This window comes from Providencia sp. PROV269, assembly GCF_028477785.1.
GTDB classification, from domain to species: Bacteria; Pseudomonadota; Gammaproteobacteria; order Enterobacterales; family Enterobacteriaceae; genus Providencia; species Providencia rettgeri.
The window spans coordinates 1-24673 of sequence record NZ_JAMPLV010000012.1 but is presented as its reverse complement, the minus strand read 5'-3'; the positions used below and the strand labels follow the sequence as shown (position 1 = coordinate 24673).

Below are 24673 nucleotides of genomic sequence, written 5' to 3'. Positions count from 1 at the left end.
ATAGTTATCACTATCGTTTGTAAAGCATTATTTTTAACCAAAATAATATATCTTATAATTAAAACTGCAATTATATGATTTATATGAAATTAAATATTAACCATTATTTTTCAATGGATTAAGATTTTCTGGGCATCAATACAGGAGGATACTCCTAACAGAACAATTCCGTTAAGCGTCGAGTTAAGACTGAGTATGTTTCCAGTCTTTTTCCTATTATTCAGTGAAAGGGAGAGGCAAGCTTTCCGCACATGCAGCCGCGGAACTCCATGCCCATTGAAAATTATAACCTCCGAGCCAGCCAGTTACATCCATCACCTCACCAATAAAGTACAGGCCAGACACTTTAAGCGATTGCATGGTTTTAGACGATATTTCGTGAGTATCAACGCCACCTAATGTTACTTCAGCTGTGCGGTACCCTTCCGTTCCATTAGGTTGTACCTGCCATTGGTGTAATGTGGTGTGCAACGCTTCAATTTGAGGATGGTTAAGCTGTTTTAGCGCACATTCAGGGATTTGCCCTTGAGCTTGTAATATCTCAATTAGCCGTTTAGGTAGTATTTTTGCTAAGGTATTTTTCAACGATTGATTTGGGTGCTGGTGTTTCTCTGAAGCGATAAAATCATTTACGGCAATATCGGGAAGTAAGTTAATACTTACGTACTCACCAGGGTTCCAGTAGCTGGATATTTGCAAAATGGCTGGACCAGAAAGCCCCCGATGGGTGAATAAAATATTTTCTTTAAATACGGTGCCATTTGCTGCTGTTACCGTTGCAGGGACAGAGATGCCTGAAAGTACCTGCAATGTTTCTAAAAGGGGTTTATGTAAAGTGAAGGGCACCAGTGCTGCTCGTGTTGGAATAATAGTATGCCCAAACTGTTCCGCAAGGCGATAGCCAAAGGGGGTTGCACCTAAACCAGGCATCGATAAGCCGCCGGTTGCAACGACAAGTGAGTGGGTACTTACTTGAGAGCCGTTAATCGTGACTAAAAAACCATCATCTATTTTGTCAACGGCAGTGACCTCACTACGTAACTTAATAGTGATATTAGGTAGGTTACACTCACTTTGCAGCATATCGACGATATCTTGTGCGCTATTATCACAAAAAAGCTGCCCTAAGGTTTTTTCATGATAAGGGATATTATATTTAGCGACTAAGGCAATAAAATCCCACTGTGTATAGCGAGCAAGTGCTGACTTACAAAAGTGCGGGTTCGTAGAAATGTAATTACTGTGCTCTGTATACATATTAGTGAAATTGCAGCGTCCGCCACCGGACATCAATATTTTCCTGCCTAATTTTTTCCCGTTATCAACCACTAGCGTTTTCAAACCGCGTTTGCCAGAGTGTGAGGCACAAAATAAACCTGCTGCGCCAGCACCTAAAATAATAACGTCGAAATTTTTCACAATAAGTGTCTCTATATATGTTTGATTTTAAGCATAATTACATTGATAACTGGGATATTTTACGTCATCTCATCGAGATTGTAATGTAAAGCTTTGAGGAAGAACTGATGAAAACTATACAGGACGTATTATAATTAGAGAAATTCGTCTAAAAAAAGCAAACAACGATTATTTTCTGGAAATATCGTTAAAAAGTTTCAAAAATTCAGAATAAGTTTGATTGCTGCAATTCATTGAAATATATGGGGTAATTGCTATGAGGTACTTTTTTGATGGGTAGTTAAATCAAAAAAAGGTTAGATTTTGCTTCCACCGCCAGCGTTTGTCACTGATAATGCGCCGCGTTCATGTCCAACATATAATGGCTTAACGTCTATGCTACATCTTTTTACAGGTTTAGAATTTCATACAGGTCTATTATTAGTTCTGGCACTGTTGTTTGTGCTGATCTATGAGGCTATAAATGGCTTCCATGACACCGCTAACGCGGTAGCAACGGTTATTTATACCAGAGCAATGCGGGCTCAGTTCGCAGTTGTCATGGCAGGGGTTTTTAACTTTTTTGGTGTCTTGCTGGGAGGGTTGAGCGTTGCATATGCCATTGTCCATCTCTTACCAACAGACCTCTTGCTTAATGTGAGCTCAGCTCACGGCCTTGCAATGGTTTTCTCATTGCTCTTGGCTGCAATTATTTGGAACCTTGGAACTTGGTACTTAGGTATTCCTGCTTCCAGTTCACACACACTTATCGGGGCGATAATCGGGGTGGGTTTAACCAACGCGATTGTGACTGATTCGTCTGTCGTTGATGCCTTGAATATACCGAAAATGATCAGTATTTTCATGTCATTAATTTTGTCTCCCGCTATCGGTTTTGTGATTGCCGGTTTGATGATTTTCTTTTTGCGCCGTTATTGGAGTGGCACAAAGAAACGTCGTCGTATTCACTTAACACCTGCGGAACGTGAGAAAAAAGATGGTAAGCGTAAGCCGCCATTCTGGACCCGTACTGCATTGATTTTGTCAGCAGTTGGGGTGAGTTTCTCCCATGGTGCGAACGATGGTCAGAAAGGCATCGGTCTTATCATGCTGGTGCTAATTGGTGTTGCTCCAGCAGGTTTCGTTATGAATATGAATTCTAACGGTTATGACATCGCAAAAACACATGATGCGGTTGTCCACCTGCAACAATACTATGAAACACATAAACCAGCGTTAAACCATGCAATAGAAAATGCCCCGACCGTTGCAGAAAGTAGTGATGAACCCGGTGGTGAATTCCATTGTGATAGCACACGTACTGGCGCTATTTTAAATCAAGCGCAAACGATGCTTGATGGCATTCAAAGTTATGAAGAGCTGACGCCAGACCAACGTAACCACGCACGCCGTTTGCTGATGTGTATCTCTGATACTGCGAATGCGGTTGCAAAATTACCAGAAACCAGTTCCAAAGATGCCAGCTTACTGAAAAAACTCAGTAATGATTTGCTGTATACCGTTGAATATGCACCATTGTGGATCATTATTGCGGTTGCTTTAGCATTATCATTAGGCACCATGTTTGGTTGGCAGCGTGTTGCTGTGACCATTGGTGAGAAAATTGGTAAGAAAGGTATGACTTATGCGCAAGGTGTATCTGCTCAGGTAACTGCGGCAGTCTCTATCGGTGTGGCAAGTTATACTGGTATGCCAGTTTCAACAACGCAGGTTTTATCTTCTGCAGTGGCGGGTACGATGGTTGTCGATGGTGGTGGTGTACAAACAAAAACCATTAAAAGCATTGCGCTAGCATGGTTATTAACTTTACCGGTGTCCATTGTGTTATCCGGCGGTTTATACTGGCTATCGCTGTTGTTTATCTAGTCGCGCTAATTTTGGCTTCATACATGAGTATGGAGCCTTTAACAGTTACATGAACACAGTAATCTACATATACAAAATAGTGATGATCGAAAGGCCATCACTATTTTTTCATTAGAAAGTTACGATCACAGTTAACCTGTTATCAATAAATACGCTAAACTCACGATAACAAGTATGCTGAGCCTGCTTATCATCATGAATTGCTTACGGATTCGCTCACAACGCAAAATAACTTCAGGGTCATAATGTTCAAGGTATTGTTTGTTATTTATGTATCGAACTAACCGGAGTTGTTTGTTTAGCTGGCCGTGTGTAGTAAAAAAACCATTACCATCAACGGATTGATAAAGCAGAGGGTCTGAATCCCTTAAAATAGACAATAGAACACGAACGGAAGAAAAGTACCGCATCATATTTAAGATGCACAAAATGCATAATGCCCAAAACAATGCAATCATACTGAACATAATCCTCTCCTTAGAACCTAGCTCAAGCTCACAGCAATTGTCGCAAAGGAAATACAGCAGAAAAATTATACTTATACTCAGTTATTTTATTGTAGGATAAATTATTGTTTAAAAAAAGTGCAATTAGCGCAAATTTGTGATGACCTTTTGTTTATATTGAAGAAAATAAACCTGAGTTACTGAACTTTAATATCACAGTTTGCTGGGCAACTTTGTTGTTTTACTAAGCTAAAGAGTCTCCATAACTCGAATTTTTTAGGGCAATATATTAATATTGAATGAATGATGTTATTGTTTTATAAAATGTTATATGAAGTGATGATTTTAAGGTTAATCTGCTTAGATGTGATCAAAGCAACACTTAATAATCACAATTAGCAGGTATAGTATTCATAAAGATGTGGTGAAGGCATAACCACCAGATAATCAGCATTCGGAAGGAGTTTACTTATGGCTTACAAACATATTCTCGTTGCGGTAGATTTATCACCTGAAAGTAAAGTATTACTGGATAAGGCTGTCTCTATGGCAAAACCTTACGGGGCCAAAGTATCTATGATCCATGTTGATGTTAACTATTCAGACCTCTATACCGGTCTTATTGATGTCAATCTTGGTGACATGCAGCAACGTATTACTGATGAAACGCGTAATGCTCTGAAAGATTTGTCTGCAGGTGCAGGTTATGAAATTCAAGAAACACTCAGCGGTAGTGGTGATCTAGGCCAAGTACTGGTCGATGCCATCAAAAAATACAATATGGATTTAGTGGTCTGTGGGCACCACCAAGATTTCTGGAGCAAGCTGATGTCGTCTGCTCGCCAACTAATCAATACAGTCCATGTGGATATGTTGATTGTGCCACTAAATGATGATGAAGAATAATCCATATCACGTTGTTTGAAATATTATTCACTAAAAACGCTTGCTTATGCAGGCGTTTTTTTTGTTTCAAAATATGTATTTTGAGGTAGTTATTGGCAGGTCAAGCAATTTATTTTGCTATAGAGTGAAAAAAAACCTTGAATTTAGAATACAAACTAATGATATATTCAATAGGCAAACGCAAATCAACCTCACATTTCCTAAAAATAATGATAAGAAAGAGTGAGGCACATCACAACAACTACATGTTAAAAAGGAAGACATAGATGACACAATCACTATCTTCGTTCTTGGAGTCTGTCCAAAAAAGAGACCCTTCTCAACCTGAATTTTTACAAGCGGTACGTGAAGTATTCACTTCCCTTTGGCCGTTCTTAGAGCAAAATGCGAAGTATCGTGACCAAGCATTACTTGAGCGTTTTGTTGAACCTGAACGTGTGATTCAATTTCGAGTGTGTTGGGTAGACGACCAAGGTAAAGTTCAAGTCAACCGTGCATGGCGTGTACAATTTAGCTCTGCAATCGGCCCATTCAAGGGTGGTATGCGTTTTCATCCATCTGTGAATTTATCCATTCTGAAATTCTTAGGCTTTGAACAAACACTGAAAAATGCCCTGACCACATTGCCAATGGGTGGTGGTAAAGGTGGCTCTGACTTTGATCCTAAAGGTAAAAGCCATGGCGAAGTGATGCGTTTTTGCCAAGCATTGATGACAGAACTTTATCGCCATATTGGTTCTAATACTGACGTCCCTGCGGGGGATATTGGTGTGGGTGGACGTGAAGTGGGCTTTATGACAGGTATGATGAAAAAACTGTCTAATGACACTTCTTGTGTATTCACCGGTAAAGGATTGTCTTTTGGTGGTAGTTTAATTCGCCCTGAAGCAACCGGTTACGGTTTGGTTTATTTCACAAATGCAATGCTAAAACGCCATGGCCTAGGCTTTGAAGGGATGCGTGTAGCAGTTTCCGGTTCAGGTAACGTTGCACAGTACACCATTGAAAAATGTATGGAGCTTGGCGCTAAAGTGGTTACAGCTTCTGATTCAAGTGGTACTGTGGTTGATGAAGACGGTTTTACAACAGAAAAACTTGCACGTTTGGAAGAAATCAAAAACAACTATGGTCGTATTGAAGAATATGCAAAAGAGTTTGGCTTAACTTACTTAGCGGGCCAGCAACCATGGAATGTGCCTGTCGATATTGCTTTGCCATGTGCAACACAAAATGAGCTGGATGTTGATGCAGCAAAAGTGTTAATCAAAAATGGTGTTAAAGCGGTCGCTGAAGGGGCTAATATGCCAACGACGATCCCTGCAACCGAACTGTTCCTTGAAGCGGGAGTGCTGTTTGCTCCAGGTAAAGCAGCTAATGCAGGTGGTGTGGCAACGTCAGGTCTTGAAATGGCTCAAAATGCGGCTCGTCTAGGCTGGAAAGCAGAAAAAGTTGACGCTCGTCTACACCATATCATGTTGGATATTCACCAGCACTGTGTGGAATTCGGTGGCGAAGAGAAACAAACAAACTATGTTCAAGGTGCTAATATCGCGGGCTTTGTAAAAGTCGCTGATGCAATGCTTGGGCAGGGTGTGTTGTAATTCTCTGACCTCAAAACGTACGCGAAAGGGCGGCTGTATCATACTGATAAATTCACCTGTACATACGCCCTTCGCCGTTACGTTTATTCGTTATTTTTAATGCATGGATAGATATCAAACCGATGGTTTTTAGTGGTAATCGCTGATGGCGCTTTTTGTCCCGCAAGGGGCTCTGCATAGTCAGGGCGCTTAACAACGACTCTACGTTTAGCCAAAGCAATCGCAGGGGCTAATAATGAATCTGCATCATCATCTGCTCCCACCAATGACTGAAATACTCGCATTTCCTTCTTCACTAAAGCACTTTTTTGCCGATGAGGGTACATCGGGTCGAGATAGATAACATCAGGCGCGTGGGTTATTTCACTCAGAGCGGTAATACTGGATGCATGGATCAATGACATTCGCTCTTGTAACCATGGGCCAATTTCTGCATCTTGATAGCCCCGTTGTAAGCCATCGTCTAATAGGGCAGCAACCACAGGGTGACGTTCCAACATGCGGACATGGCAACCGAGAGCGGCGAGAACAAAGGCATCACGCCCTAGGCCAGCAGTGGCATCAACCACATCGGGAATATAATCTTTTTTGATTCCCACAGCTTTGGCGACCGCTTCACCACGACCCCCTCCAAATTTACGGCGATGGGCCATAGCCCCAGAGACGAAGTCGACAAAAATTCCCCCTAATTTAGGTTCATCTAGCTTACGCAGTTGTAAATTTTCAGGCGTAAGTACGACAGCCATAACGGCATCAGGGGTATGAGAAAGCTGCCATTTTTCAGAAAGTTGAGAGAGCGTGCCAGGATCGGCACCCTCTTCACAGATCAACTGGATCGCAATGTCATTAGCCATGGATACCATAGCTCTTTAACATCGCATCGAGTTCTGGTTTGCGGCCACGGAAGCGTTCAAACAGTGCCATTGGCTCTTCAGAACCCCCACGACTTAGGATATTGTCGAGGAAGGACTGACCCGTTTGACGATTAAAGATACCTTCTTCACTGAAGCGTGAGTATGCATCTGCCGCGAGTACATCTGCCCACAAGTAGCTGTAATAACCTGCGGCGTATCCCCCCGCAAAGATATGGCTAAAGGCATGTGGGAAGCGCGACCATTTTGGTGAAGGAACCACTGCGACTTTATCTTTAATTGCATATAACGTTGGCATGACTTGCGCCCCTTTTGCTGGGTCATATTCAGCGTGTAAGGTGAAGTCAAATAGACCAAATTCCAACTGACGCAGAACAAACATAGCTGACTGGTAATTCTTCGCCGCTAACATGCTATTGAGCATTTCTGTTGGTAATGGTTCGCCTGTTTCATAATGGCCAGAAATAAATTCGAGGGCTTCGGGCTCCCAGCACCAGTTTTCCATAAATTGGCTTGGTAGTTCGACGGCATCCCATGGCACACCGTTAATCCCTGCAACATCTGCAACATCAATTTGCGTTAACATATGATGTAAACCATGACCAAATTCGTGGAATAAGGTAGTGACCTCATTATGGGTAAACAGGGCGGGTTTATCACCGAGTGGCTTATTGAAGTTACAAGTTAAGTAAGCGACAGGGTTTTGTAGTGAGCCATCTTTATGCACCATACGACCCACACAATCGTCCATCCAAGCCCCACCACGTTTATGTTCGCGGGCGTAGAGGTCAAGGTAGAAACTACCGCGCAGAGTGTTGGTATCGTCATAGAGTTCGAAGAAACGTACATCTTTATGCCATGTTTCGACGTCATTGCGCTCTTTAGCGGTTAAACCATAGATACGATGAACAACCTCGAATAACCCATTCAGGACGCGCTGTTCAGGGAAATAAGGGCGTAACTGCTCATCATTTAATGAGAATTTATGCTGTTTTTGTTTTTCGCTGTAATAGGCTAAATCCCATGATTCAAGCGTATCGACACCATAATGCTCTTTAGCAAAAGCGGTCAGTTCAGCCAGTTCATTTTCCCCTTGCTGATGAGCTCGGTCGGCTAAATCATTGAGGAAATTCAGCACTTGCTCTGGCGATTCGGCCATTTTGGTCGCTAGGGATTTTTCTGCGTAGTTTTTAAAACCTAATAATTGCGCTAGTTCGTGGCGTAAAGCCATCAGTTCATCAATTAATTCGCTGTTATCCCATTTACCTGCATTTGGGCCTTGGTCAGACGCACGGGTGCTATATGCATGGCTCATCTCACGACGTAATTCTGCGTTGTCAGCATAGGTCATAACAGGTAAATAGCTTGGCATATCAAGAGTGAGTAAGTAGCCTTCTTCACCTTTTGATTCAGCCATGGCTTTTGCTGCAGCAATTGCACTTTCTGGCATACCCGCTAATTCATTTTCGTCTTTAATGAGCTTACTCCAACCCATGGTAGCATCAAGAACGTTATTGCTAAATTTAGACGCTATTTCCGACAAACGTGCGACGATTTCACCGTAACGTTGCTGTTTTTCAGCGGGTAAGCCAATGCCGGATAATTCAAAATTACGTAAGGTATTTTCGATGGATTTACGTTGAGCTTGGCTAAGGGAATTAAATTCAGCCCCTTCTTTTAATGACTTATATGCTTGATATAAAGGCTCATGTTGCCCCATCCAAGTACTGAATTCAGACAATAACGGCAAGCATTTTTCATACTCTTCGCGCAGTTCTGGGCTGTTTTTCACAGAGTGCAAATGACTAACTGGCGACCAAACACGAGAAAGCTTATCGCTGGCTTCTTCTAAAGGTTGGCACAGGTTGTCCCAAGTGTATTGATCCGTTGCACTCAGCAGGTTTTCTACAGTTTGGCGATATTCATTGAGTACATGTTGGACTGCGGGGAAAACATCCGCAGGCTCTATAGTAGAAAAGCGGGGTAGTGCGGAATCGGCTAATAATGAATTTGTCATAAAACATCCTGTGATTGCAGGCTTGTGCTCGTAGGCCAAGGCTTACTGTATTGACAATAAAAGTTAAATGGCGAACTTATACCCAAATAGGGTTAATGTTATGGATCATATAACCAGTACGCCATAGCGAATATAAGAAAGTATATGGGGGCAGATGTACAAACCTCAATATCAATCTAACGTTTTTTCTTATTAACACTTATCAATAAATGGGTTTTTTGTTGGCTTTTATCAATAAAGGCAATAGTTGTAGTTTCAATGCTTTGGAAAATAATGAATTCAGTCTATAATCACTTTCCAATCTATAGAGGAAGATCGTCGTCTCCGGTGAGGCGGCTGGATTTCAAATCCAGTTGGGGCTGCCAGCAGTCCCGGGCAGGTTCGACTCCTGTGATCTTCCGCCACTCAAGTTCAATACACCTCCACTGAAGTCAATTAAATCCTTTAAATTCAACATATAAAAGCAATTCATAGTCAACTCGGTTCAACTGGGGTTACCCCACATCAACCCCCAGTTGGGGGTGTTAATCGGGGGTGCATTTAGGTATGGTATATCTTGCACCCCCAAATTCTCATTTTCTTTGTAACAGATAGGGCTTACGGAGGTATTGTTATGGCTCTGAGTGATATAAAAATTAAAACGGCAAAGCCGTTAGATAAGCCCTACAAACTTTCTGATTCAGGTGGGTTATACCTGATAGTTAATCGCAATGGTTCTAAATATTGGAGAATGAAGTATCGCTTTGCAGGCAAAGAAAAAATGCTTTCTATTGGTGTTTAACCTCGCTCAGTATATAGATGGGCGCAGGGAAATGATGCAGTGGTATGCAGATTACATGGATGAGTTAGAGCACAATTCAAACTAAATAATATCATTTAGCTACCTTTACGAATATTCGTAAAGGTGGTTATTACCTAGACTTTATTTTTTATTCTGAGTGCTAATATTAAGCTATCCCCCTTCAACGATAGTGCCTATTTTTTTACATGAAGGGCAATAGACAGAGTCGCCCACACAAGCGACGTCTTGAGTTTGTTTGGCGAGAGAAGAAGCCTGAGGTTTTTTACTCCTGGTATTCGTCGTATCATTTTTAAAAATAATTTTACGGGCCTTCACTGTGCTACGTATACTCCCCTCTTATCCAATTTCATGAAATCCAAAGTATTCAAAATGTAGATCGCACTGTTTATCATCAATCATATTTATATTTGAAATAAATCTTCAGTGCACGGATCCATCGATTTGCAAGAAATCTCTGCCTATCTTAAAAATACTCCCATCAACACATTGAACACATGGCCAATAATCTGATTAATCAGTAATGACAGATAAAAAATACCTAATTTATAAATGACGATATAACAAGTGTTTCAGCAATTAATTTAGAGTGACATATCCCATTAATCAATTTTTATAACTATGCTAGTTAAAATCGATTATTTTAGAAGCAATGATTATTTATTCTTAATAAAAAATAAATAATAATTGATCATTTTTCGCTCTTTTTTTTCTTAAAACGAAAAAATATTAAAATAATAAGACTACAAGATATTATAAAGTACATCCATTTAATTACAGGATGTAAGTAATTATTTCTGACGCAGTGGTCAATTACGTTACAATAACCACCCTAAATTAAATTTGAGATTGGCAATGATGAAATACACCTATAAAGGATAAACCTAAATACCACTATATAACAATGTGTTATAAAGATTGTTAATATTTGCCGCCCCATTATGATCTGTTGTGGCGATCAATCACTATATTATTAATAGCTACTAACTATCATTATCAGTCTATCCAAAGGTACAACCAGCTTTACCCATTTAGGATGTGGCTCTATATTCTAATAAGTCAATTTCACTTGAGGTGGTTTATTTATTCATTTAATTTTTATCTTTTTATTAATATTTCTCGTTATTTTAATATCAGTTAACACTGATTTTAAATTCGTTGATAAATAAATTCTTGGTTGAGATTGTTTATTATATTTTATTTTTACTCGCGAGTGTTTTTTTTTATTTTTATAATTTAATGGTGAAATACCGCTCATTAATATTTATTGAAAATGAAGACATTATAGCATTTTATTTTAGCGCGATTTCTGGGGATACATATTTTTTTCAATATACTAAGTGATTTTTTGCTAACAGTGTAAGGAGCATTATTATGACCTTCATTACTACGCCGTCACACTATGCATTAGTGCACAGTGATCCCGGTGCATGTATTGATTCTCCGTGTATTTCACCTAAGCGGCTGAACGTGGCTACGGGTAAATTTATTCGTAATAAGCGAGTGAACCGAGGTTTTTCAGGGAAAGCACTTGGGGTGCAATTAAAAATTAGTCAGCAACATGTTTCACGTTATGAGCGTGGTGTTACGTCCATCAATCTTCACCAGCTCAACCAAATTTTGTCTATTTTATCGGTGTCGTGGGAGTGCTTTATTCAGGATGTGATTATTCCGCTGTCTCAACAGAATGAGGCTGAATTGGTAAAGGACGTTTCTAGCGTCTTTCGTTAACCGCTTACTAAATGTATAGGCATGTTGATATAGGGAGACGCGGCCTGGGGATTAAGGGCGCGTCATCACCGAGAATGAGGGCATCACCTTATGTGACTGCTTTCTGTATGGATGAATTGTGACCCCAAAATTATCCAGTCGAGCCGCACTCACTGAGTGCAGGAATGGTTGATTTTGGGGCTATAAATCGAAAGGTTGGCATAGGCCCATTTGCTAGCACTCATTAGCCCTAACCGAAATAAAATGGTAAAGGCACAAGGATGCAACACGTTAATTTTAAACTTATTTTCTATAAAGGAAATCATTGTATGAATATGAAAATCGTCGCAGCAACGTTATTAACCCTGGGTTTGAGTTCTGCTGTTGTTGCGAATGCCGCCACAAGTGCCGAGGTGACATTACAAGGCGCAATAACAAACAGCACCTGTAATCTGATTGTCAATGGTGGTAAGTCAACTCTTAATATGGGAGTTTTTAAAGGGGAAGACTTTAAAGGTAAAATTAACCAAAAAGTCGGCTCTACGGATATGCCCGTTTCTTTAACAGGATGTACGGCGGGTGAAACCGGCACGTTAATTGTTCAAGGAATGACATCCGTCAAAAATAATGACCAAAATATTTTTGTTAATAATGATGCCAATACAGTCGGTTTTATGGTGACTCAAAGTGATGGCTCAACCATTGTTAAAAATGGACAAGGTGTCGCTGTTAATTTAGGTAAAGAAGATACCACGGGACAATACACGTTTAAAGTGGGTATGGCATCCACCACTGAATCCCCTATAGGTGGCGCGTACACCGCCCCTATTTTAGTGGCTTATATCGTTAACTAATTTTCAAAAAAATAAACAGGCAGATAGAACACATCCGTTCTATCTGTTCTATTAATCCGTTAATGGGTCACGCGAATGGTTTTTTTTCGTTTCATCAACATCAGTTTTGTCGGTGTCTATTTCTTTTGCGCAAGTGTCTTTGCTGGAATTTCATTGGATAGTACGCGACTTATTTTTTCTAATACGGATAAAGGGCAAACCATTGGGGTTACCAGTAGCCAGCAATCAACCGTCCCTTATTTGGTTAAAGCACAGGTTTTAGACGATATTAAGGGGAACAATACACAAACGCCTTTTTCCGTCTCGCCATCATTATTTCGTTTAGAAATTGGGGCGACAAACCAACTTCGTATTATTAAGACGGGCGATCAAATATTGCCGCATGACAAAGAGTCACTCTTTTATCTCCGAGTGATGGCTTTGCCTGCTCGGCACCCTGGGAATGAACCGTCTCAGTCAGACTCACAGAGTGCCGTTGTTGTCTCGACGGGCAGTATTATTAAATTATTTTATCGACCGAAAAATTTTGAAATCAGTCAACAGCAGGCCATGTCGTCATTAAAATTTTCACGACAAGGTCAGTCGTTAACAGTCAGTAATCCAAGCCCTTACTTTATCACATTGTCGTCTTTGCATGTGGGGGAAAATAATATCCATCTGAGTCTTGAGGCTCAAAATACCATGATCCCCCCGTTTGGGTCAGTGGTTTATCCGAATGTGAATACGGCGAACAAGATTACATGGCAAGCAATTAATGATCATGGCGGGGTGGAAAAATTTTATGCAAATATTCAATAGATTAGTGAGAACAGGCCTTGGGACAGGGGCTTATCTGATGAGCTTCTTGGGGAGCGCGTCAGCCGCAACCGTAAATTTCAGTGCACAAATAGCTTACGAAGGTGCTTGTGAAATTACAGTGACACCGACGATAACGTTTAATAACGGCCAAGCTATTTTACCCAGCCAAATTGAAGCAAAAGCCGATGTTACCAAGCAAACATTCAATTTAATACTTGCTAACTGTAAAGGTATAAAAGTCACCCCCAAAATTATCGTGAGTGGGAATGTCAACTCCACTTACGGTCAAGATTTATTTTTAGATTCAGGATCAACTGCGGTGGGATACGGTATTTTATTATCAACCGCAGGGAATACGACATTCCAAGCAAACTCAAACTTAGCCACAAACAAACAAATCTCAGCCGTTAAAAGTTGGAACGTCAATACCAATTTAGCAACCATCAATGGAACATTGCCACTCAGTGCGGCATTGACTTGTGCTAATTGCACCGCAGCGGATCGCGTTGGAGGTAAGTTGAATGCTAGCGTGACGTTTGATTTCCAGTATGAATGAGGTGAGTAATGCGACTGTTTTTTCTGAAATATGGCGCGATTGTTCTGGGAATTTTCATCGCCAATGCATTTGCCTCAACAACAAACCCAAGTGTTTTGATGGAGGCGGTGATCGCCAATAAAGGTGTTGGGTGTGAGATTACACTTCCCCAAACATTATTGCGATTTAAACCCCTTCAAGCGAATCAGTTAAAAGGGACCGTACAAACCTATGAGATCCAGCCTTTAATGGTCAGGTTAGCCTGTGTTAATGAAACTCAAATTCTTCAACCTAAATTAACATTGCAAGGTGTGACGCCTTATCCTACCGATAGTTATAAGGTGATTTTCTTAGATGAGAAAATCAACGGGATTGGCTTTATGGTCCGTCAAACTACCGATGGAAAACCCATCTCTTTGGCCGATTTTTACCGCCCGGATGTTGCTATCGGTAATACCACGACAGTCGTTTCACTGAATTCGTTAACGCCGGATAACCAATACCAGAGCGAATCAACCCTCTGGGTGGGCATGGTTGGGCCTTTTCAGTCAACGATTATCGCTGGGCGTTTTCAAGCCTCATTAATGTTAAATGTGATATTTGAGTAGGATATTTAGCGGCAGGATAACGATAAAAAATGAAAACAGCACATTCGATGTATTTAGCCTTCTGTCTTGGCGGGGCTATCAGCGTATCCTCCCCAGCGTTATTCGCGGGTACAGCAAGCAGTGTATTAAATTTTACAACCCTATTTGCTGGAGGCGGGTGTGGTATCAGTGTTCCGCCAACTATTCAATTTAACAATGGAAACCCACTATTACCTTCCGAGATTGAAGCCGCAACAGAAGCGGGAACCCCTAAAACATCGGCCTCTTTTAATATTATGTTGAGTAATTGCAGCGGGTGGGGGCTTATCCCCAAAATTAAAGTGACGGGGGATAAAACGACGGCGTTTGGCTCAACATTATTTCGATCGAATCAATTAGGCTCTGGGGATTCCGATGGGTACGGTGTCTACCTAAAAACAGACGGCAATACGTCATTTAAACAAAACAACAATTTAGGATACAACGGTACCATTTCAGCCAATGAGAATTGGTCGACAGAAAAGCAACTTGCCACTATTGATACCTCGATCCCCATTTTTGCCGTATTACGCTGTGGTAATTGTGTCTATGGGGCACGTCAAGGCGGTAAATTTTCTGCCACAGTGACGTTCACATTTCTCTATGACTAAGGACATAAATATGCTCAATCAATATTCCACACTTAAGGTGGCTATCGTCGCTGGCTTTATTTCCCTTTTTTTTGCCAGTATTAAAGTGGGGTTAGCGGAGGGCGGAATAAGCCTGAGCCAAACCCGCGTCGTGTTTGAACAAAACGCTAAAAGCAAGAAAGTGCTTATTAATAACCAAAGTGATCAAGTTTACCTTATCGATAGTCGTGTTCTATCGACCCCCGATGGGCTCGCGAGATCAACAGACCGTCTCCCTTTTATGGTCACGCCCCCGTTATTTCGTCTTGAAAAAAACAGTAATAATGCGGTGCTAATTAACCGCAATGATACGTCAACCTTAGCAAAAGATCGCGAATCTCTTTTTTATTTGAGTTTTTTGGCGATCCCGTCGGTAAAACCCTCCGCTGAATCGGCAGAAAGCCCCGAGATAACAACCACTCAGGTATCGTTTGGTATACGTACGGTGATCAAATTATTTTATCGGCCGACAGGGTTAGACATGCCAGTTTCCCTTGCGCCAGAAAAATTAACCGTTAAGCAAGGTAAAAATCAATTACAGATTACAAATCCGACACCGTATTACCTGACGTTAGCGGAACTTTTCGTTAATGACCAACCGATAAGTATTCGAGAACAAGGTGCCATGCTGGCCCCCTTCTCAACGCAATATTATAACGCCCCCCAAGTTATCATTAAACAGGTTTCATGGTCAGTCATCAACGATTTTGGTGGTCTTAGTCAGAGGTTTACATGGACAAATACAGTAACGCAATGAGCCTATGTCGCGGTGTGACAATTATCTGGTGTGGTCTTTTATGGGGATGCCTATTGAGTGGTATGACGGCCCAGGCTAACGAATTGGATAATCAAGCTGGTATTGCATTACAAAGTACGCGGGTGATTTACACGGGCAATGCAAAAAAAGGGATCTCTTTTACTGTTACGAATAACACGTCAAACGTGTATCTCTTGCAGTCTCGAGTACTACCTTGGTCGAATGGGGGGGATGGATCCTTAGACAAGGCGCACCAGATGACAGAAAAATCAGCGGTTTCTTCTCCTTTTATTGTTCTTCCGCCACTGGTGAGAGTTAATCCCAAAGAGCAAATGACGCTACGAATTCGGCTGATTGATAGTCACTTATCCTCAGATAAGGAGTCTGTTTTTATGTTGGCATTAAAAGCCATTCCAAGCCAATCGCCAAGTAGAGCAGGAAAAATGGACAGCGGGAGTGCTCAAGTTATTTTAGCGCTGCAAAATAATCTTAAATTATTTTATCGCCCCGACCATCTATTGAATATGGATATAGACGCCCAAGCAAAGGGACTGCAATTTTCTTTTGAGCACAGCGTACTTCGTATCGACAACCCGACACCGTATTACATTACGGTCAGTGATGTGGATATTGATGGCATACCGGTTTTGCTCACAACCGCTAATATGCTGGCGCCTTTCTCTTCTCGAGATTATGAGACGTCAATCACGACAGGGAAAATGGGCGTGGTGACTTGGCGAATGATTACCGATGAAGGCGTGAAGAGCCAGGAATATAAGCAGCCGCTGTCCTTAAAGGCACGGTGACCCCTGATGGTTTCTATCGGGATATTGGCGGTTCATTTCCCGTATTTCTGTTTTGATGATGAGAATTGATGTATGCAAGGGATAAAGCGAAGAGACCTTATGATGGTAACGAGGATGCCGAGATTACCACTTTTTTTCTATTTTTGTACGTTAAGTTCGGGGGCTACGCTGGGCGTCTCGTCTTGGGTTTTCGCTGACGACTATTTTGACCCCAGCTTTTTGAGTATCAGTGGTGAGCATGACGCTGTCGATTTGTCCGTTTTTGAGAAAGAGGGCAGCATTGCTGAAGGGAATTATACGGTCTCGGTGTTCGTTAATAACCAAGATATGGGGCAATTTGATCTCACCTTTGAACGTAATAGCCAAGACAGAATTTCACCTTTGTTAACCCCTAAATTACTCAAGGCATGGGGCGTTAATGTTGCCAATCTGCCCGAGCTTAAGTCATTATCCCAAGATACCCCATTAAATAACGTATCGGCGTATATCCCTTATGCCACGTCAACCTTAGATTTGGCGCGTTTACGCCTTGATATTAGTGTCCCTCAAGTCGCCATGGATCCCGAGTATATAAGAGGCGATAATCCAACCTTATGGGATAATGGTATCCCCGCATTATTATTAAACTATAACATCAGTGCAGGTCGAAATCGAAATTCGCCATCAAACGGCAGCACCACGCAGTCAGATAACATATTTGCGTCTGTTCGAGGGGGGATAAACCTAGCGTCTTGGCGTTTACGCAGTACTGCGACGTATACTCGAACAAAAAATAACGGGACAGATAATAACGCTAACCGTGTTGAACAACAGACGCGCTTTTCGGATACCTATTTATTTAGAGATATTCGTCGATTACGTTCTACTTTATTGATGGGCGAAGCGAGTACTGGGGGGGAAGTGTTTGATAGTGTTCAATTTAAGGGCATCACATTACAGTCAGACGAACAAATGTTACCCAGTCAATTACGGGGATATGCCCCTAGCATTAGCGGTATTGCCAATACGAATGCGCGAGTCACGATACGACAAAATGGTAATGTTATTTATGAAACCTATGTCGCCCCGGGCCCTTTCTATATCAATGACATTCAGCAAGCAGGGTTATCTGGTGACTATGATGTTTTAGTGACAGAGTCTAACGGCACAGAGCGACGTTTTACTGTGCCGTATACCGCATTACCCTCCATGTTACGCCCTGGCGGATGGAAATATGAGTTAACGGCGGGACGTTATAACGGGGCATTAACACAAGGATCTCGTCACTCTAATTTTATATTAGGCACGTTGATGTACGGGTTGAAAAATGGGATCACTGGATTTGGTGGTGCATTACTCGCTCCCGATTATCAAGCCGTTAACGGGGGAGCGGGCGTGTCTCTTGGTACCTTTGGCGCAATCTCTGCAGACATGACCCATTCTATTGCAAGGTTATCTGTCAACGCCGATGAGACTCGCCAAAGGACAGGGCAATCCTACCGTTTACGGTATTCTAAAAGTTTGATGGCCACCGGTACTTCGGTCGACTTGACGGCGTTACGTTATTCTACGGAACACTTTTATAATTTTAGTGAATTTAATAGTCAAGGTTATAGTCTCGATTCAGGGCTTAATCCTTGGACATTACAACGCCGGCGTAGCAGCTTTCAAACCCAACTGAGCCAGCAACTAGGCGAATATGGAACATTGCGTTTTCGTGCTAATCGGGATGATTATTGGGGAAATAGCAAAACGTTAACTGGGTTGTCTTTTGGCTATAGTGGCACAGCAAAGGGGATCAGTTTTGGCCTTAATTATAACATCGATAGAATAAAAGATACGCGGGGGCGTTGGCCCGAAAATCGCCAGGTTAGCCTGAATATCAGTATTCCTTTTCGGATTTTTGGGCATGATGACGGGTTAGCGTCGCTTTATGCGACGGCCACCACAACCCATGATAACCAAGGCCGGACCACTAATCAAATGGGGATCAGTGGGAATACATTGGACAGTGCAATGTCATATAGCTTCGCTCAGAGTTGGGGAAATCAAAATCAAACCGCGGTGAGTAATGCCAACATCGGGTATCAAGGGAGCAAAGGCTCGCTGAGCGGTGGGTATAGCTATAGTAATGAGACGCGAGCAGTCAATATGAATGCGAGTGGCGGTCTATTAGCGCATTCCGGCGGTATCACCTTTTCGAGCTCGCTCGGTGATTCCGTCGCGCTGATCTATGCCCCCGAGGCTTCAGGAACTCGCTTAATGAACGGTTATGATAAGGTCGATTGGCAAGGTTATGCCGTGGTTCCGTATTTATCAAACTACATGCAAAATAGTGTCGGCATTGATCCGACAACGCTCCCAGACGATGTGGATGTCACCTATTCTAATGCTAACGTTTATCCGACCAAAGGCGCGGTCATCAAAGTCGACATTGCTACCCACGCAGGCTATCAAGTCTTGATGAATCTTCAACAATCGGATCACCAACCGCTGCCTTTTGGGGCGATTGCCACCCTTATTACTGATAATCCGTCAGAAGAGACGGCGATTAATGGCATTGTGAGTGACGGTGGACAGGTTTATTTAGCGGGGTTACCTGAAAAAGGTGAACTCCTTGTCAAGTGGGGGAATGAACCCGATCGTCAATGCCGCGTAAGGTTCGAATTGGGTTCATTAAAGATAACGCCAGACAACCCGATACGTAAAGCAACTTACCGTTGTGAATAAGATAAATCTGCCCATTGAGTGTGAGCGGCTTTTAGCAGTCATCGCCCTAAATATTATTGTTTTTATAAGAGTATATCCGATGAAAAGTGCACGTAATTTTTTCTTTTCTTTTTTCTGTCACGTATTGTTTTTAACATCTTGCTTGCATATTTCTGTGAGTTCGGCAGCAACCTACACCGTCAAGGCGGGGGCTTTTCAGCCATTAGACGTGGGCGATACTTGGACGACATCTATACCAGCAAAAAATTTTGCTAAATATGAAAGCGCTGGTCCAAATATGGTGGGGTTTACTGGATCAGTCGATTCAACAGGTTTGTGCTCTGGTACCGTAAATAAGTGGAGTACTGATACCTATTCTATTTATCCTGTTGTGTCACTCGATGGGTACTATGGTATAAAAATAGCTGAAGGGGTTATTTTAGTGCCGATGAATTTAAATGTCACGGCTTCCGGCGGCTTTGCGAACAGTGTTACTGGCAATGAGACTGATATCAAAAAATACAACTCGAGTGTGAGTACCAACGGTAAAGGACTGAGAAATAATGTTGGGACAAAGTCCAATCCTACTCTTTGGTGCAGTATTTTACAAGACATTGGTGAGCCATACCGGTGGGTTCGAATCGAAGGCGGTTCGGGGACCTCGACGGGCTCAGTCAGCTGGGGCGTTTACGCTTCATCGACCGCCGCAGCGGGAACGTACACAATACCAAAGCTATTTATAGGGCAAGGATTAATAAATGATAGTGGTACCGTTCAATACACCGCATCTACTTTACAAGGGAGTTCAATTACGGTGAGGCGACCTTTGGCGTGTCAAATCGTCTCACCAACCTCAATTGATTTTGGAACCGTTAATATTACTGGGAAGTCAGCAGATCAACTCTTGGCTACACAGTCTAAAGATTTAGAAATTAATTGTGCCTCAGATACGGTTGATGCGGTCGCTGATATGACCCTTGCTTTTTCTGGCCAATTTCCTGAAGGCAATTATTGGGGGCGTTTAAGTGTGACAAACAGTGATAGTCAAGTGATGGGGTATATCAGAGGTCGATACATTAATGCCAGTGGTTCTTGTGCTCCAGATACCGTCAATGAGGTTGGTTTTAATGGAACGAGTGGCACGAAGACGATTAAAGGCGTACAAAACGGTATAACTAAAGTGCCGATGACCTGGTCACTGTGTTCCAATGGGGCTAGTTTACTCGGCCGTGGTAATGCACAAGCCACAATTAATATTAATTGGGATTAAGTAATGAATGTATTTTAGTCGAGCCATTTACGCTAACGTGTATATTGCTAACTGACTTTCATGGGGCTTAATAGTTAGCGCTTGGCTATCTTCTCAATTTTTCAATCTGTGTGTTTAGCCATGATTAGACTTCACTTTTAAACCCGTGGGAGTGAGTCCTCATTTAATGGACTTAGGACACACTCCCTGTCTTGAGAATTCAACAAGACGCGTTGCAAAATACATAGAAGAGCTGGTTATTTATCTGCGTACGACTTACCCTTATTCACGACACTCAGTAAATTCAACTCGTACAGCGCACACCTTAATTAAGTAACATCTCGTGATCTTTTTTTACGAACTGAATGATAACGTTGAGTTAGAACTATTATTTCGACGTAAAAACATTCAAAGACAGTGAGGATGACCCGCAATGGGTGTGTTCAAAAACGGATAAAAATAAAATGGATCGTTCTGATGATGAGGTCGCTAACGACGCAATAAAAAGCATCGATAGCGGTGGTAAGTGTTTTTGAAGTGATTGACTAATAGCTCGTAACGCGTTATGAAGAAAATAAAATGACGTTATAACCGATTAAGAAATCAAGGTTTAACGGTCCAATCGCCTTGATTGGTTTTAATGACAATCTCGATAATGTCACAATTGTAATTCGTCCTACTCATACCGTTATAAATCATATAACGGTATGTTTGTGTTTTACCAAATGGCAATGCGTAAGGACGAACGGGGTTACCAACACTATCTCAGCATTGTCCCCGATTGACTTGCACAGTATTAATCGTGAGTTTATCCACCGTGCTTGTGATGTTAACGGTACGATACACAGTCCCTGAACTCTGTTGTGTACCGGAAGTAATTTTCATTGGTAATTGAGACGCAAAACTGGCCACCGCTTTAGAGTTTTCCCAATATCTTTTTTCAGATTCGTTTGGGGGTAACCCGCCGTTATATTCGTGAGGTCTGAGTGTGCTGTAATATCCGACAATATAATCCGTTATGCTATGAACTGCATCACTAAAGCTTATGTAGCCTGTTACCGGTACCCACTCGTTTTTAGGCTTCTGAAAAACCGCTCCATCGGGCTGTTATCCCAACAGTTTCTGCGTCGGCTCATACTCTGTGTTATCCGATAACGCCATAGTAACTGCCGGAACTGTCTACTGGTATAGTGGCTACCCTGATCGCTGTGGAACATGACATTCGTTGGATATCCTCGTCTTTCCCAAGCCATTTCCAGTGCTTTGATTGTCAACCGACTATTAGGCAAAAACGAAATAGCCCATCCAATGGGTTTTCGAGCGAACAAGTCGAGTACAACAGCGAGATATGCCCAACGTTTTCCTGTCCAGATATAAGTCACGTCGCCATACCACACCTGATTGGGCTCAGCGACCGCAAACTGACGTTCAAGATGATTCGGTATAACAATATGTTCTTGTCTACTGCGTTTATAGCGGTGCCTCGGTTGCTGACAGCTTACAAGTCCGAGTTTTTTCATGAGCCTACCGGCAAGCCTCTGTATGTTGCCATTATAGCGATACTCCTTGCGCCTGCTGAGCCATGACTAAGGTGGTGGGGCTCCTGAGCTTCCCAATTAACGTAAATTGTTCAGGGAGTCTGACATCAAGAGCGCGGTAGCCTTTTTTAATATTTCGTTTTCCATTTCAATACGTTGAAGTTTTTTCTTTAATTCACGTATTTCAATTTGCTCGGGCGTGATGGGGGTGCCTTTGGCGTTTTTCCCGCCCGCTCGTCTCGTAACTGTTTTACCCATCGAGTCATGGTGGGAAGACCAATATTCATCGCTTTAGCTGCATCAGCAATCGTATAGTTCTGATCCACAACCAGCTGGGCGGATTCGTGTTTAAATTCTGCACTGAAATTGCGTTTTTTCATTAAGGCATCTTTATTGTTATGAGGTGAGCATATCACCTCTATTCAGGTGGCCAAATTTATTAAGCCACTTCAATTTGATATTTTTGCTCAAAAACGTCGTCGGTTAAAAGAAGCGGAAGGAGCGAGAGCGAATATCGCGGCGCTGAAAGATTTACTGAAAATAGGAAAGTAGAAAAATAGTAGAATCACTATTTTTAGTTAAATTGCTAAAATTAGCTTAGTACCTGAGGTGGTCGTAGTAAACAAGAGGGAACTCATACTCACTAACGGTTCATAACCACGAAAAGTGTACTAAGAACCTTTTAGTATTAGTGAGTCATTACAGGTTTTAGTTAGGTTGATTCCCTAACTAAAAATCAGCCTTAGAGAAACCAGTCATAACATCCAGTTCCATTTCGCGGCCTAATGCCGTCATTGGATGGACAATTATCAAACCTCGCACGGACTTCTTCAGCTTGCCAAGATCGGCTTGTTCTTTCTTAGTGATTGGGCGTTTGAATGGCATATCGACTAACTTCTGTGCTTCTTTGCTGAGCTTTTGGTTACGCACTGCTTTCAGGCGAGTAACTTCAGTTTCCAACGTCACTTTTTCTTTTTCGAGTTCTGCGTATTTTTCTGCATCGCTCGTCAGTTGCATACTTGCCATCTGGTGACGAATAAGGTCTAAGCGGTCGCTAAGAAGCTTAATTTGTGTTTTTTCAATTTCTTTCATTATTTAATTAACCGTGAATAAATTTCTTGTCGGCAAGTATACACTATTTCGTATTAGAGGGTGAAAAGGGATATAGACTAACACCCCATGTGAGGACGCCTTTATCGCTCATCATTCATGCAATGAAAACAACATAATTACCTTATAAATCAACTTATCACTCAACCACTCACAATTCTGTTTTTTTATGCCTTAGTGATATCATGATTAAGTGCTTGCATTTCGGTATCATCACTGACCTTTCTGACATATTATATTTAATTTTCTGAAAAATTATTATTTTTAGTTAATTTATCGTTGGTATATAGCAAAATATAACGAGGTATAGATGAGATCATAATGACTAAACGTAAATTTATTACACGTACAGAGGTGAATTCTTTATTGGATGCTACAAAGCAAGGTCGCTATCCTAATCGCGATTATTGCTTGTTATTAATGAGCTTTTTGCATGGGTTAAGAGTTAGCGAGCTCACTCATATCACAATGGCTGATATTGATTTAGTGCAGAAAGTGATATTTATTAGGAGACTAAAAGGAGGGCTGTCTACCGTACAGCCTATAATTCCCGAAGAGTTTAATGCGATTGAAAAATGGCTAGCTGAAAGAGATTCTTGGAAAACAGCGGGATCAGATTGTTTATTTATTTCACAAAAGGGAAGCCAAATTTCTCGTTATCAAATTTATCGTTTATTTGAGCAGTATGGAAAAATAGCTGGGCTTCCTGTAAAGCTTCATCCTCATATGCTAAGGCATGCATGCGGCTATGCATTAGCTGATTTGGGCCGGGATACACGATTAATTCAAGATTATTTAGGGCATCGAAATATCGCTCATACTGTAATTTATACTGCGAGTAATGAAAAAAGGTTTAGTGGTATTTGGTTGAATCAATAAGCAATTTAATGACTTGTATCAACATAAGGCTAGCACTAAACATAATAATATGAACTAAACACCAAGAATACCTCAGTTATTTAGGTAATTGATTTGATAAAACTGAGGTATTCTTGTGCATATTAAGGGCAATAATTATTTTGAAAGCCACAAACAACATACTCAACTAATTTATTTCACAGCCTTTAAAAATAAAATTAGTTAATAATTTTATTTATTCTTTTTTTTTTGAATTATCATGATTTAATTACTCCAATTAAGAGTGACAGCAAATCACTTTCGTTGTTAACTAATTGTTATCATATTTTAATCATTTTTTTTACAATAATAGTCCATTTTTGATTGCTAAATAAAGCCACTCTGTGAAATGGTAGGATGTAAGTGAAATTATTTAGATGATAAATTCATGTTTTTGGTTTTTGTAAGTTAAAAACTTTTAATTTCCGCTGTAAAATACAGCAATATAATATATAACAAAAAAATTAATCAATTATCAATGATAATCAATTGGATAAATAAAATATCTATAAAAATCAATCTATAATGCAACATAATAAATCAAAATGTT

At 41.2% G+C, this 24673-nt stretch carries 19 protein-coding genes, 1 tRNA gene and 3 pseudogenes; 16 read left to right on the top strand and 7 right to left on the bottom strand.

From position 1 onward, the window contains the following. Positions 1-216 precede the first annotated feature (216 nt). Positions 217-1419, bottom strand: coding sequence for an NAD(P)/FAD-dependent oxidoreductase (locus PR683_RS14525; RefSeq protein ID WP_004906564.1), 1203 nt, complete (start codon positions 1417-1419; stop codon positions 217-219). A 375-nt stretch (positions 1420-1794) separates the two neighbouring features. Between PR683_RS14525 and pitA the strand changes: the two genes are divergently transcribed. Beyond that, positions 1795-3285 carry an inorganic phosphate transporter PitA gene (gene pitA, locus PR683_RS14520; RefSeq protein WP_004906562.1) on the top strand — a complete coding sequence of 497 codons (1491 nt, stop codon included), beginning with the start codon at positions 1795-1797 and terminating at the stop codon, positions 3283-3285. A 131-nt stretch (positions 3286-3416) separates the two neighbouring features. On the opposite strand, the gene uspB is transcribed toward pitA, so the two are convergent. Beyond that, positions 3417-3752 (bottom strand): universal stress protein UspB, encoded by a 336-nt coding sequence (gene uspB / locus PR683_RS14515; protein ID WP_004906561.1) that lies wholly within the window; start codon positions 3750-3752, stop codon positions 3417-3419. A gap of 450 nt (positions 3753-4202) precedes the next feature. On the opposite strand from uspB, the gene uspA reads away from it, so the two are divergent. Beyond that, positions 4203-4637, top strand: a complete 435-nt coding sequence (gene uspA / locus PR683_RS14510) for a universal stress protein UspA (RefSeq protein WP_004263149.1) — start codon at positions 4203-4205, stop codon at positions 4635-4637. Positions 4638-4903: 266 nt separating this feature from the next. Then, on the top strand, positions 4904-6238 hold the full coding sequence (gdhA, locus tag PR683_RS14505) for an NADP-specific glutamate dehydrogenase (RefSeq protein ID WP_004263145.1): 1335 nt from the start codon (positions 4904-4906) through the stop codon (positions 6236-6238). An 83-nt stretch (positions 6239-6321) separates the two neighbouring features. Here gdhA and rsmJ read toward each other — a convergent pair whose 3' ends face one another. Further along, positions 6322-7092 (bottom strand): 16S rRNA (guanine(1516)-N(2))-methyltransferase RsmJ, encoded by a 771-nt coding sequence (gene rsmJ, locus PR683_RS14500; protein ID WP_109913165.1) that lies wholly within the window; start codon positions 7090-7092, stop codon positions 6322-6324. Further along, positions 7085-9127, bottom strand: coding sequence for an oligopeptidase A (prlC, locus tag PR683_RS14495; protein ID WP_272581830.1), 2043 nt, complete (start codon positions 9125-9127; stop codon positions 7085-7087). Before prlC ends, rsmJ begins: the two co-directional genes overlap by 8 nt. A 309-nt stretch (positions 9128-9436) precedes the next feature. Here prlC and PR683_RS14490 point away from each other — a divergent pair. Then, a tRNA-Sec gene (locus PR683_RS14490) sits at positions 9437-9531 on the top strand. 209 nt (positions 9532-9740) lie between these two features. Further along, positions 9741-9905 (top strand): annotated as a pseudogene (locus tag PR683_RS14485) (Arm DNA-binding domain-containing protein); the annotation flags it as partial. A gap of 180 nt (positions 9906-10085) precedes the next feature. Here the strand turns inward: PR683_RS14485 and PR683_RS14480 are convergent. Beyond that, positions 10086-10256 (bottom strand): annotated as a pseudogene (locus PR683_RS14480) (PAAR domain-containing protein); the annotation flags it as partial. A 1044-nt stretch (positions 10257-11300) separates the two neighbouring features. Here PR683_RS14480 and PR683_RS14475 point away from each other — a divergent pair. The 10 genes from PR683_RS14475 (at position 11301) to PR683_RS14430 (ending at position 20599) form a co-directional block, all read left to right on the top strand. Further along, on the top strand, positions 11301-11657 hold the full coding sequence (locus PR683_RS14475) for a helix-turn-helix domain-containing protein (protein WP_109912292.1): 357 nt from the start codon (positions 11301-11303) through the stop codon (positions 11655-11657). Positions 11658-11965: 308 nt separating this feature from the next. Continuing rightward, on the top strand, positions 11966-12490 hold the full coding sequence (locus PR683_RS14470) for a fimbrial protein (RefSeq protein WP_109912293.1): 525 nt from the start codon (positions 11966-11968) through the stop codon (positions 12488-12490). A 75-nt stretch (positions 12491-12565) separates the two neighbouring features. Then, the gene (locus PR683_RS14465) at positions 12566-13288 is read left to right on the top strand and encodes a fimbrial biogenesis chaperone (RefSeq protein WP_109912294.1); all 723 of its coding nucleotides are present in this window, start codon (positions 12566-12568) and stop codon (positions 13286-13288) included. Then, entirely contained in the window at positions 13272-13844 is a 573-nt protein-coding gene (locus PR683_RS14460; RefSeq protein ID WP_196719955.1) for a fimbrial protein, read from the top strand. The genes PR683_RS14465 and PR683_RS14460 overlap by 17 nt, the downstream gene beginning before the upstream one ends. 8 nt (positions 13845-13852) lie before the next feature. Further along, complete coding sequence (locus tag PR683_RS14455; RefSeq protein WP_117162896.1) at positions 13853-14431, top strand: fimbrial protein; 579 nt, start codon at positions 13853-13855, stop codon at positions 14429-14431. A 29-nt stretch (positions 14432-14460) separates the two neighbouring features. Beyond that, positions 14461-15060, top strand: a complete 600-nt coding sequence (locus PR683_RS14450; protein WP_109912297.1) for a fimbrial protein — start codon at positions 14461-14463, stop codon at positions 15058-15060. 10 nt (positions 15061-15070) lie between these two features. Then, complete coding sequence (locus PR683_RS14445) at positions 15071-15835, top strand: fimbrial biogenesis chaperone (protein ID WP_109912298.1); 765 nt, start codon at positions 15071-15073, stop codon at positions 15833-15835. Then, complete coding sequence (locus PR683_RS14440; RefSeq protein WP_117162897.1) at positions 15811-16641, top strand: fimbrial biogenesis chaperone; 831 nt, start codon at positions 15811-15813, stop codon at positions 16639-16641. Before PR683_RS14445 ends, PR683_RS14440 begins: the two co-directional genes overlap by 25 nt. A gap of 99 nt (positions 16642-16740) precedes the next feature. Next, a complete protein-coding gene (locus tag PR683_RS14435; RefSeq protein ID WP_227024234.1) occupies positions 16741-19350 on the top strand; it encodes a fimbria/pilus outer membrane usher protein in 2610 nt (869 codons plus the stop codon). A gap of 79 nt (positions 19351-19429) precedes the next feature. Then, entirely contained in the window at positions 19430-20599 is a 1170-nt protein-coding gene (locus tag PR683_RS14430) for a hypothetical protein (RefSeq protein ID WP_109912300.1), read from the top strand. Between the two features lie 876 nt (positions 20600-21475). Here the strand turns inward: PR683_RS14430 and PR683_RS14425 are convergent. After that, positions 21476-22496 (bottom strand): annotated as a pseudogene (locus PR683_RS14425) (IS3 family transposase); the annotation flags it as partial. A gap of 349 nt (positions 22497-22845) precedes the next feature. Next, entirely contained in the window at positions 22846-23208 is a 363-nt protein-coding gene (locus tag PR683_RS14420; protein ID WP_109912301.1) for a YibL family ribosome-associated protein, read from the bottom strand. A 339-nt stretch (positions 23209-23547) separates the two neighbouring features. Here PR683_RS14420 and PR683_RS14415 point away from each other — a divergent pair, with 339 nt between their 5' ends. Next, entirely contained in the window at positions 23548-24105 is a 558-nt protein-coding gene (locus PR683_RS14415; RefSeq protein ID WP_004266220.1) for a tyrosine-type DNA invertase, read from the top strand. The last annotated feature ends 568 nt before the right edge of the window (positions 24106-24673 follow it).

What these genes read in the sequence shown, in the direction of transcription:
- PR683_RS14415 (WP_004266220.1), top strand. Translation starts at nt 23,548, where the DNA reads ATGACTAAACGTAAATTTATTACACGTACAGAGGTGAATTCTTTATTG.
- PR683_RS14440 (WP_117162897.1), top strand. Translation starts at nt 15,811, where the DNA reads ATGGACAAATACAGTAACGCAATGAGCCTATGTCGCGGTGTGACAATT.
- PR683_RS14475 (WP_109912292.1), top strand. Translation starts at nt 11,301, where the DNA reads ATGACCTTCATTACTACGCCGTCACACTATGCATTAGTGCACAGTGAT.
- PR683_RS14420 (WP_109912301.1), bottom strand. Translation starts at nt 23,208, where the DNA reads ATGAAAGAAATTGAAAAAACACAAATTAAGCTTCTTAGCGACCGCTTA.
- PR683_RS14465 (WP_109912294.1), top strand. Translation starts at nt 12,566, where the DNA reads ATGGTTTTTTTTCGTTTCATCAACATCAGTTTTGTCGGTGTCTATTTC.
- rsmJ (WP_109913165.1), bottom strand. Translation starts at nt 7,092, where the DNA reads ATGGCTAATGACATTGCGATCCAGTTGATCTGTGAAGAGGGTGCCGAT.
- PR683_RS14455 (WP_117162896.1), top strand. Translation starts at nt 13,853, where the DNA reads ATGCGACTGTTTTTTCTGAAATATGGCGCGATTGTTCTGGGAATTTTC.
- PR683_RS14470 (WP_109912293.1), top strand. Translation starts at nt 11,966, where the DNA reads ATGAATATGAAAATCGTCGCAGCAACGTTATTAACCCTGGGTTTGAGT.
- PR683_RS14460 (WP_196719955.1), top strand. Translation starts at nt 13,272, where the DNA reads ATGCAAATATTCAATAGATTAGTGAGAACAGGCCTTGGGACAGGGGCT.
- PR683_RS14430 (WP_109912300.1), top strand. Translation starts at nt 19,430, where the DNA reads ATGAAAAGTGCACGTAATTTTTTCTTTTCTTTTTTCTGTCACGTATTG.
- uspA (WP_004263149.1), top strand. Translation starts at nt 4,203, where the DNA reads ATGGCTTACAAACATATTCTCGTTGCGGTAGATTTATCACCTGAAAGT.
- pitA (WP_004906562.1), top strand. Translation starts at nt 1,795, where the DNA reads ATGCTACATCTTTTTACAGGTTTAGAATTTCATACAGGTCTATTATTA.
- PR683_RS14450 (WP_109912297.1), top strand. Translation starts at nt 14,461, where the DNA reads ATGAAAACAGCACATTCGATGTATTTAGCCTTCTGTCTTGGCGGGGCT.
- PR683_RS14445 (WP_109912298.1), top strand. Translation starts at nt 15,071, where the DNA reads ATGCTCAATCAATATTCCACACTTAAGGTGGCTATCGTCGCTGGCTTT.
- PR683_RS14435 (WP_227024234.1), top strand. Translation starts at nt 16,741, where the DNA reads ATGATGGTAACGAGGATGCCGAGATTACCACTTTTTTTCTATTTTTGT.
- gdhA (WP_004263145.1), top strand. Translation starts at nt 4,904, where the DNA reads ATGACACAATCACTATCTTCGTTCTTGGAGTCTGTCCAAAAAAGAGAC.
- uspB (WP_004906561.1), bottom strand. Translation starts at nt 3,752, where the DNA reads ATGTTCAGTATGATTGCATTGTTTTGGGCATTATGCATTTTGTGCATC.
- prlC (WP_272581830.1), bottom strand. Translation starts at nt 9,127, where the DNA reads ATGACAAATTCATTATTAGCCGATTCCGCACTACCCCGCTTTTCTACT.